This is a genomic window from Mesorhizobium sp. M1066 (assembly GCF_040318635.1).
Taxonomy (GTDB): domain Bacteria; phylum Pseudomonadota; class Alphaproteobacteria; order Rhizobiales; family Rhizobiaceae; genus Mesorhizobium.
Genome location: NZ_JAMYMR010000084.1, coordinates 1 through 8298 on the forward strand (window position 1 = coordinate 1; position 8298 = coordinate 8298).

Annotated in this window: 8 protein-coding genes; 5 read left to right on the forward strand and 3 right to left on the reverse strand. The window is 60.0% G+C overall.

The genetic code is table 11. The features are described from left to right. Positions 1-748: 748 nt before the first annotated feature. Positions 749-1045: a hypothetical protein gene (locus NKH52_RS34940; RefSeq protein ID WP_352658087.1), complete on the reverse strand. Its 297-nt coding sequence runs from the start codon at positions 1043-1045 to the stop codon at positions 749-751. Positions 1046-1344: 299 nt separating this feature from the next. On the opposite strand from NKH52_RS34940, the gene NKH52_RS34945 reads away from it, so the two are divergent. The 5 genes from NKH52_RS34945 (at position 1345) to NKH52_RS34965 (ending at position 5583) form a co-directional block, all read left to right on the forward strand. After that, the gene (locus NKH52_RS34945; RefSeq protein WP_352658084.1) at positions 1345-3000 is read left to right on the forward strand and encodes an MFS transporter; all 1656 of its coding nucleotides are present in this window, start codon (positions 1345-1347) and stop codon (positions 2998-3000) included. Positions 3001-3087: 87 nt separating this feature from the next. Continuing rightward, positions 3088-3576, forward strand: a complete 489-nt coding sequence (locus NKH52_RS34950; protein WP_352658082.1) for a hypothetical protein — start codon at positions 3088-3090, stop codon at positions 3574-3576. Continuing rightward, entirely contained in the window at positions 3576-4037 is a 462-nt protein-coding gene (locus tag NKH52_RS34955; RefSeq protein ID WP_352658079.1) for an NAD(P)/FAD-dependent oxidoreductase, read from the forward strand. Before NKH52_RS34950 ends, NKH52_RS34955 begins: the two co-directional genes overlap by 1 nt. A gap of 500 nt (positions 4038-4537) precedes the next feature. Beyond that, entirely contained in the window at positions 4538-4729 is a 192-nt protein-coding gene (locus NKH52_RS34960) for a hypothetical protein (RefSeq protein WP_023727257.1), read from the forward strand. A gap of 272 nt (positions 4730-5001) precedes the next feature. Then, complete coding sequence (locus NKH52_RS34965) at positions 5002-5583, forward strand: PfkB family carbohydrate kinase (RefSeq protein WP_352658076.1); 582 nt, start codon at positions 5002-5004, stop codon at positions 5581-5583. A gap of 343 nt (positions 5584-5926) precedes the next feature. On the opposite strand, the gene NKH52_RS34970 is transcribed toward NKH52_RS34965, so the two are convergent. Together NKH52_RS34970 and NKH52_RS34975 are read right to left on the reverse strand one after the other, a co-directional pair. Then, positions 5927-7756 (reverse strand): secretin GspD/PilQ domain-containing protein, encoded by a 1830-nt coding sequence (locus NKH52_RS34970; RefSeq protein ID WP_352658073.1) that lies wholly within the window; start codon positions 7754-7756, stop codon positions 5927-5929. Between the two features lie 353 nt (positions 7757-8109). Continuing rightward, positions 8110-8298 (reverse strand): hypothetical protein (locus NKH52_RS34975; RefSeq protein ID WP_352658070.1); only part of this gene is annotated, 189 nt, incomplete at its 5' end.

The following is an 8298-nucleotide window of genomic DNA, read 5'->3' on the forward strand; positions in this document are numbered from 1 at the left end:
CCAGCGCCATCTCCTCTTCGCTGGCTCTGTCGGCGCAAGCGTCCATGAGCTTCAAATAGAGCTCGATATGCTTGTCATCATATGCAGTTAGGCTTTCCGACCAGGGGACTTCCGTTGCAATGGTTGGATCAGGCGTTGGGCGCGATCTGCTTTTCATCCATATCTCGCTTTGGCGATGAACCAGGCCCCCGTTCCAAATTCAGAATATCTCCATCTAGCGCACTTTCAACCGTTCTCGGCCTTCTTCGGACAGTGCCCAATCGTTGCATATGGTCGTGGGTTCCAAATTGGCACGCGGCTGCTCGCGACCAATACATCCTCAACTTGGCGAGGCCATGTAACGCCCGGCTGAACCAGAATGGCGCGGCTATTGAGCATCGCCGATTGGATCGAACCTCTTATTTTAGCTTCGCGATAATCTTGTCTGGATGCTTGCAAGCGTCCATCATGCCGCCGTACATACGCTTAAGGATCTCGCCCATCACCGTACGAGCAGCAAACATTTCCAAACTCGATCTTGCAACTTGAGGCTTTGCGTTACTGCATAGCTGCATTGCACAAAGTGTGTTTGCGCATTGCACAACTTTTAGCCATTAAGCTTACAGCTGATGCACGCGATGGTTTCCTCCCATTCCATCGTATCAGCTGTTCCCCTCTGAAGGTTTTGACTTTACATACCTCGGTTTTCCGATGGCCCTTTTTTTGGCGGTCGCCACGTCGTTAATTGAAACGCGGCTCGATCGCCGGTTCAGCCATCAGGCTTTGGAACCCGTTCTGCCCGGCCGACCCCTCCCGATAACAGTCTGACCTTCGCCAGCCTTCTACGGGCAAGCATTCGCGCCAAAAGTTCAAAGCCGCGTCCGTAACATTCGACGATGAAAGCCAATGTCATCAGGTCAAGCCGGTCAAGCAGAAACTCGTCGATCGCATGTGTGAGCGCATCAGACTTTTGTCCGAACTGAAGGAGCAGGGCGCGCGCGTCTTCGATCGCGGCCTGGCAATCGTCTGCATCTATCAGGGAACTGATCCTGTCAAAGATCTGCAAGCGTCCTCACTTTTCGGAAGCCACACTCAGCATCGGAACAGGGTAACGTTTCGCGAAAAATCGCTCGGCAGCGCGTCGATCGAAAATGGTGCCTCAAATGACATGTGAATCCCGGCTCACCAAGATGTCGTCGAAGGCGAGTGAGCCGGCCCATGTCTGCGTCCCGGCCGCCTGACAACTGGTCAGGAGGAACTGTGGCCACATTCGTCGTAGGCAAATGGGCCATCTATTCTTAAGCCGCCACGGTTCAGCCTAGATTACATGGGAAGCGCCAATAACGGAAAGAAAAGGTTCGCAAAATGAGTAGGGTGGCTGGATCAAACGAAGATTTGGCTGCACCAACGACCTTTGGGCCACTTCTGCAGCCCACCTTTCGCTCGATCTGGCTCGCCACGCAGGTTTCAAGCCTCGGCTGGTTGATGCAGACTGTCGCCATCAGCTGGCTGATGGCAACGATCTCGACTTCCGATCTGATGGTTGCGTTGGTTCAGGCTTCATCGAACCTGCCCGCCTTCGTCTTGTCTGCCTTCGCCGGGGCTCTCGCTGACAATTTCAGCCGGCGCCGGGTCATGTTCGCCGGTCGGTGCCTTATGGTGACTGCCTCCGCGATGCTGACCGCATCGGTGGCGCTGGGCTTTGTCAGTCCGTGGATGATCCTCGGCTTCAGCTTCTTGATCGCAAGCGGCGGTGCTCTCAATGATCCGGCCTGGCAAGCGTCGGTTGGCGATATTGTGGATCGACGCGATGTTCCCGCTGCCGTCACCCTGCTTTCTGTTGGATTCAATACCGTCCGGACTGTGGGCCCGGCGCTCGGCGGCATTGTGGTTGCCTCGTTTGGCCTTATGGCGGCATTCGCGGTGACCACGCTTACCTATTTCGTACCCTTGGCCACTATTTGGCGCTGCAAGTGGAAGGTTCGTTCTTCCCCTCTTCCACGCGAGTCGATGAGGACGGCGATCTATGACGGGCTGCGCTTCACGGCGATGTCATCGGAAATCAAGGCAGCGATCGCGCGCGGAACCCTCTTTGGCTTGGCGAGCATCGCCATACTCGCGCTGCTGCCGGTGGTTGTCCGCGATCAGCTGGGAGGAGGCCCGCTCGCCTATGGCGCGCTCATGGCCGGCTTCGGGACCGGAGCCGTCTTCGCTGGCCTCTCCAACAGCCTGTTCAGACGGAGCTTGTCGCAGGAGCGGCTGATGAGGCTCTCCTGCGTCGCCTGCGCGGCGTGCTCACTTTCCCTGGCACTGACAACTTCGATCGGGGTGGCGGCAATTGCACTCGCTTTGGGCGGCGCGGGCTGGGTCACCGCCTGGTCAGGGGTCGGTGTGAGCGTGCAGCTGGCAAGCCCGCGCTGGGTCGTGGGGCGCACGATCTCGATCTACTATGCTTTGATAGATGGTGGCATCGCGCTCGGCAGCTGGGTGTGGGGCACGGTGGCCGAAAACCATTCGCTGGCCCTGGCGCTGGAGGGTTCCGCTGCCTCCCTGATGTTCGTCGCTGCAGCCGGCGTTCTGTTTCCTCTTCGCGAGCGCGGCGACTCAGAGCCCGATCCTCTGGAGGAATTCGATGCCCCGGCTGTCGCGCTCAACCTGAAGCCGAGAAGCGGCCCGATCGTGGTCAAGGTCGAATATCTGATAGCCGAGAGAGATCTCGAGGCTTTCCTCGACCTCATGCGGCAGCGGCGTCATGTACACAGCCGGGTCGGTGCTCGGAATTGGACGCTCCAGCGGAACTTGCAGAAGCCTATGCATTGGACGGAAACGTTCCGCACGCCGACCTGGACGGACTACCTTCGCCTCAATCATCGTCTGACGGAAGTGGACAAGGAACTGGACGAGCGTGTCTTCCAGTTGCACGCGGGAGAGGAAGCGCCTCAGATGACACTTTCCATCGAGCGACCGACAAGCTCGGCCCGCAAGCCCGAGCACTCAGCTTTTCGCCATCCCCGTCATTGAAGCCCGGCCGGCACAGAAAACGCGATTCTTGTCTATCGCGCTCAAACCGGTGCGGGAGACGGACAATCCACCAAAATTCGATGATGGGTGGCAGAGAAGAAGCACAGGCTGAGAGTGCGGCCGATCGGTCCCCACCGTGAGCGGAGCCTGGGGCTGCAGCGGCACGCGACTATTGCCGCGTGTCACATTTCGAATTTAAAGTCTTCATCAGCCCGCCTCGCTGATCCGGGCCAACGCTATCTTGAGGTTGGCATTTTGTCCCGCCAACTCGCTGAGACGATCACGTTCGGCGGCGACCACATCCGGACTGGAGTTGGCAACGATGCACCCGCGCGGAGCGTGCTGTTGCTGGAAGCAGGAAGGCATGATCGGCCAAAGCCGGGAGAGGTGCTGCCGGCAGTAGCGAATGGGCTGCTGCGTCAGCGTGATGTCTGGACGCCGTTCGCCGAGGCCGGCTTCGTTGAAAATCGTGCGCTTGTTTCGGTGTGGGCCAATGAAGTTCCCAGCGAGCGGCACGGCATGTTTTCCGCTCAAGGTGCCGGCTGGCAGCTCGACCTACGCGATTCGACCGGCTGATGGTGCAGGCGGCCAAGGCGGCAGATGTGGACACGCGGTTTGGCTCGGCCGTGGGTTCGGCAGTGCGCGACGATCAAGGCTGGCTGCTCAAACTGGCCGATGAAGCTATCGTTGCCCGCGCCGTGGTTTGGGCGACCGGTCGCAGTTGGAGGCTGGAGCGATGTTTCGGCGCCAAGCTCACCGTGCACGGACATCTTGCCGCCTACACACGCTTGTTCGACCGCGCACCGGGCGATTGCAGCATGGTCGTCGAGGCGCGTCCCGAAGGCTGGTGGTACAGCGCCGACTTGCGCGTGCCTCACCGATCCGGATCTGGGCAGCGAACTGCGCAAAGCCGGACATTGGTACCGCGCTTTAGCCGCAACGCAGTCCATCGCGCCGCTCGTGCCACCCAACGCAATCGAGACCGCCAGCATGATCAAGGCGGCGGGAACCGCAACGATCTATCCCGCCGCCGGTGACCGCTGGGTCGCGGCGGGCGACTGCCTGTTCTGTGCCGATCCACTGTCCTCACGCGGGATCGTGCATGCACGCCGGTCAGGCATCCTGGCGGCCTAACGCGGCATCGGACATGCTGGACGGGCGTGGCGATTTCGCCTGCGCCCGCTATGCAACAATTGCCACACGCGGCTTTGCCGATTACCTCCCGGCGCTGGCTGCCCACTATGCAGCCGCCGCGCGATGGGACACGCCTTTCTGGCAGCGCCGGCGCAGCCATGTCTTCCACGCGTCTAGCATCGAAGGAGGGAGGTCAGAGGTGGTCTCGGGACGGGGTGCTCGGCATTTATGAACCGACCGAGCGCCAGCGAGTGGTCGTCGGCGGGCTCGATGGGGCATCAGGTCAGGGAACTCGACCTCCATGATCACACCGACTTAATTCAAATTTGTCTGTATCTATTGACGATTGAACTACCTTCACCTCGTAGACGGCAATGCGGGCGGGTAGAGAGGGTTCTATGATATGACAAGCGATTTTTCCGCCGCCCGAGTGCATTTAGATCGAGCGTATGACTACCTTTGTGGGGATGACCCGATGAGTCAAAGGGGCCGCGAAGCCTTGGACCTGCTAATTGAGGCGGTTGCCGTCGAAGAGTTCAAGCAGCCACGCCAAAGCGCGGAGGTGCTAAGGTTTCCGATCGGGCGCCGCTGCTGAGGTAATCTCCACGGCCGCCATGTAGCCTGGCAGGCGAGGCGCTCACGGCAGGGACTCGCTGCCCCGTGAGGGCCGGGAACGAACGCATTGGCAAACGGAAAGCCCACTTGCCAGACCAGCGCCCGGCCGGCATGGCAAGAGAGCTGGCGGGTTCCCAGGCGGAGACATTGATGCCGGACTATGACGTGCTTTGCATCGGCAATGCCATTGTCGACATCATTGCCTAGTGCGACGAGGCTTTTCTCGAGACCAACGGCGTCATCAAGGGTGCGATGACCCTCATCGACACGCAACGAACAGAGCTGCTGTACAGCCGCATGGGTCCGGCGATCGAAGCCTCGGGCGGCAGCGCCGGCAACACCGCCACCGGCGTAGCCAGCTTCGGCGGGCGCGCCGCCTTCTTCGGCAAGGTGTCGAACGACGCGCTCGGCGAGATCTACGCCCACGACATCCACGCCCAGGGCGTCGCCTTCGACACCAAACCCCTAGTGGGACAACCACCGACGGCGCGCTCGATGATCTTCGTCACGGCCGATGGCGAGCGCTATATCGGCCTGCATCGAACTCGGGCCGGAAGACATCGAGCCCGACAAGGCGTCGGGCGCCAAGGTGAAATTCGAGGGCTATCTGTGGGACCCGCCGCGCGCCAAGGAAGCGATCCGGCAGATCGCGCGCCTGGCGCATGCCGCCGGACGCGAAGTGTCGATGACGCTGTCGGATTCGTTTTGCGTCGACCCCGCCGCGACGAGTTCCTCGAGCTGATGCGCTCCGGCACGGCAGCAGCAGGTCGTCTGGATGGCCGGAACTATCCGGGTGAGTACGTCGGCGATTGGCCGAGTGGTCGAGGCCATTGAGCTTGCAGGTTCGATCAGCGACGCAATGATCGCCAGCGCTCGGCGCCTTCATCCGAGCCTGCAAGAGCGGATTCTCGCCTTTAGGCGAAGATTGCTTCATTATGCTCCTCCCCAAATGGCGAAAACAGCGATCCTAGTTTAGTTGTCGTGGAGGCGACGCGGAGTATTCGCGCCAGTTCGGTCATGATCCCCTCGTCTTCGAGGTCGCTGGGGCGGTTCTGACAGGGCGCGCCGCGCATGATCTGCGGCGGGCAAGAGGACAGATGCCGCTCCTGAAGGTGGGGCCGGATACCCGCTGCGAAAGAACCACGGCCGGTTCACGTTAGCCGCGCCCAATTCGCTCTCACCTGGAAAAAGACGGGCGAGGTTTGCCTTGAGCTGACCGTGTTAGCCTGCGGCCCAGGTCGGGGGCTAGGGTCTCGAACTTTTCGCGCAGTTCCTCCGTCAGGGCCCTTGCGTCGGCGCCACTGTCAACCACCCGGGTATTGAGCAATATCAAGAGCTCCGTCCGTTCCTTGGCGTATTCCGTTCTGCGGAACAATCCCCCCAAAAGCGGAATATCTTTCAGCACAGGAACCCCAGAATTGGCACGGTTGGTGCTGTCTTGCATCAATCCGCCGATAGCGATCGTGTCGCCGCTTTGGGTGGATACGGTACTCTGGAGGCGGCGCACCGAAATCACCGGGGATTGAACATTGGTTAGCGTGTTCCTGTTGGCGGTGCTGACCTCCTCGAATGTATCGAGTGTTATACTACCCCCGGCACCTATTCTGGGCGTAACAGCCAAGATCGCACCTGTGTCACGCATTTCGACGTCGCTCACGATCGGAGAGTTCTCGCTTAGGACAGATTGCGATGATCGCGCTAGGACGGGGACCTGATCGCCCACCTGGATCGTGGCCGTTTGATTGTCGACCGCAAGAATGCGCGGCGCGGACACAACCTTTACCTCCCCAAGCGCTCTTAGCCCGTGTAACACAATGTTGGCGTCCTTGCCGGGAAATACATACGATAAACCATTTGGAACTGCGCCTAAGCCCCTGGTGGAGAGAAGATAGTCCACGCCGTAACTCAGACCATCATCCAGCCGAACCTCGGCGATGATGGCTTGGATGAGGACCTGTCGAGGCTTGAGATCGAGTTGACGGATCGCGGCCTCCACGATCTTGTAGTCGTGGGGTGCTGCGAGTACTACCAGCGCGTTCTGTCCGGGGTCCGCCCGAATCCGAACCGGCGCCGAGAGGCCGAGACGGTTCGCTGACATGACCGTTTCGTCCACCGAATCCGTTGTGGAGACGGTCGCATCTGGCATTTCGGCCGGCGAAGCTGACACGTTGACCGGCAAGCTGGCTCGATCGGATGCGTCACTTGCCACCGACAGGTTGCCGAGCGTTCCCGAGGGCTTTGCACGCGAGACAGCACTGGGCGCCTCAGCGCCGAAGGTTTGCGCCAGTACGTTCGCCACGTCCGAAGCCCGCCGGTACAGCAGTGGACGCACGTGAATGTTTGCCGTCGCCTGCGACGCACTATCCAGTTTGAGGACCGCCTGGCGGACCTGCTTGAGAGCCGCAGGATCTTCTGCCACGACCAGGATACCATTCAGTCGCTCTAGCGCCGCAAATTGGACAATCCTTCTTTCTTGCCCATTCCGCGTAAACAACAAACTGAGTTCTCGTTCAACGTCGGCCGGGCTCGCTTGAGACAGCGTATACAGCGCGAAGGACTTGCGAACCATAGCGTCGGTATCGAAAAGACCGACCAGTTCCCGCACAGAACTCACGGATCCCGGCGGTCCACTGACAACAATGCCCCTCCCCCCGGGGGCTGGCGTGAGGCGCACACCCTCCTCCAAGTTCGGTCGGATTACTCCGATGACCTCAGCCGGGTCGACATACTGCACAGGAATAACTTGAACGTTGGTCTGGATGCCGCCAGCGAGATCGGCCAAGCGCCCCACTCGAACGCCTTGCTCACCCGCAGCGAGTCCATAGCCGTGCGGTCCCAGCGCTTTGTCGAGTAGCCGCAGCACCTCACTCGCTGGCACTTGGCGGGCTGTATGAAGGGTCATCTTCCCTCCGACGCCAGGATCGATGGTAAAGGGCATGCTCATGACATCGCCTACGACATCCTGCACGACCTGGCGAATGTCGGCATTGGTATAGTCGAGGCTCACGCGCCTGCTATCCGACACAACCGGCAGCTTGCGTTCCACTGTGGCCGCGACTGGCTGCGCTTGCCTCTGTCCCATCACTTCAAAGCCTTTAGTCCGCGGTCCGCGAATTTCTCGCACAGACGCGGAGCCAGACGGGACGGAGGACGGAGAGTTCAGCAAGACCTCCCGCTCGGCAATCGTACCACTGCCGGAGCACCCCGCCAAAGGTAGAAGTAAACAGGGGAGGCAGAGCAATGCAGTATTCCTGCCGACGATAGCAACCCACGCACCCCTTGCGCGACCAAATAGAAACGCCAATCGATTCGCGAGCCATTGATGATCGTTCTGCGTCAAATCAGCCACGAACCCGCTCTTTACCTGATATTGCCCAGGATGTTCTCCTTGGATTTGCCATCCTTGGCCAACAAATTGGTCGCGAGTTCAACGCACTGATTCACCTTATCCATCAGGGACTGCAGGCGAATGAGCTCCATCTGCGAGTCACTATTCATGGTATCGACGCGCGCTTTGAGATTGGAGATGGCGGCATCGAAATCCGACTG

What these genes read in the sequence shown, in the direction of transcription:
- NKH52_RS34945 (WP_352658084.1), top strand. Translation starts at nt 1,345, where the DNA reads ATGAGTAGGGTGGCTGGATCAAACGAAGATTTGGCTGCACCAACGACC.
- NKH52_RS34955 (WP_352658079.1), top strand. Translation starts at nt 3,576, where the DNA reads ATGGTGCAGGCGGCCAAGGCGGCAGATGTGGACACGCGGTTTGGCTCG.
- NKH52_RS34960 (WP_023727257.1), top strand. Translation starts at nt 4,538, where the DNA reads ATGACAAGCGATTTTTCCGCCGCCCGAGTGCATTTAGATCGAGCGTAT.
- NKH52_RS34965 (WP_352658076.1), top strand. Translation starts at nt 5,002, where the DNA reads ATGACCCTCATCGACACGCAACGAACAGAGCTGCTGTACAGCCGCATG.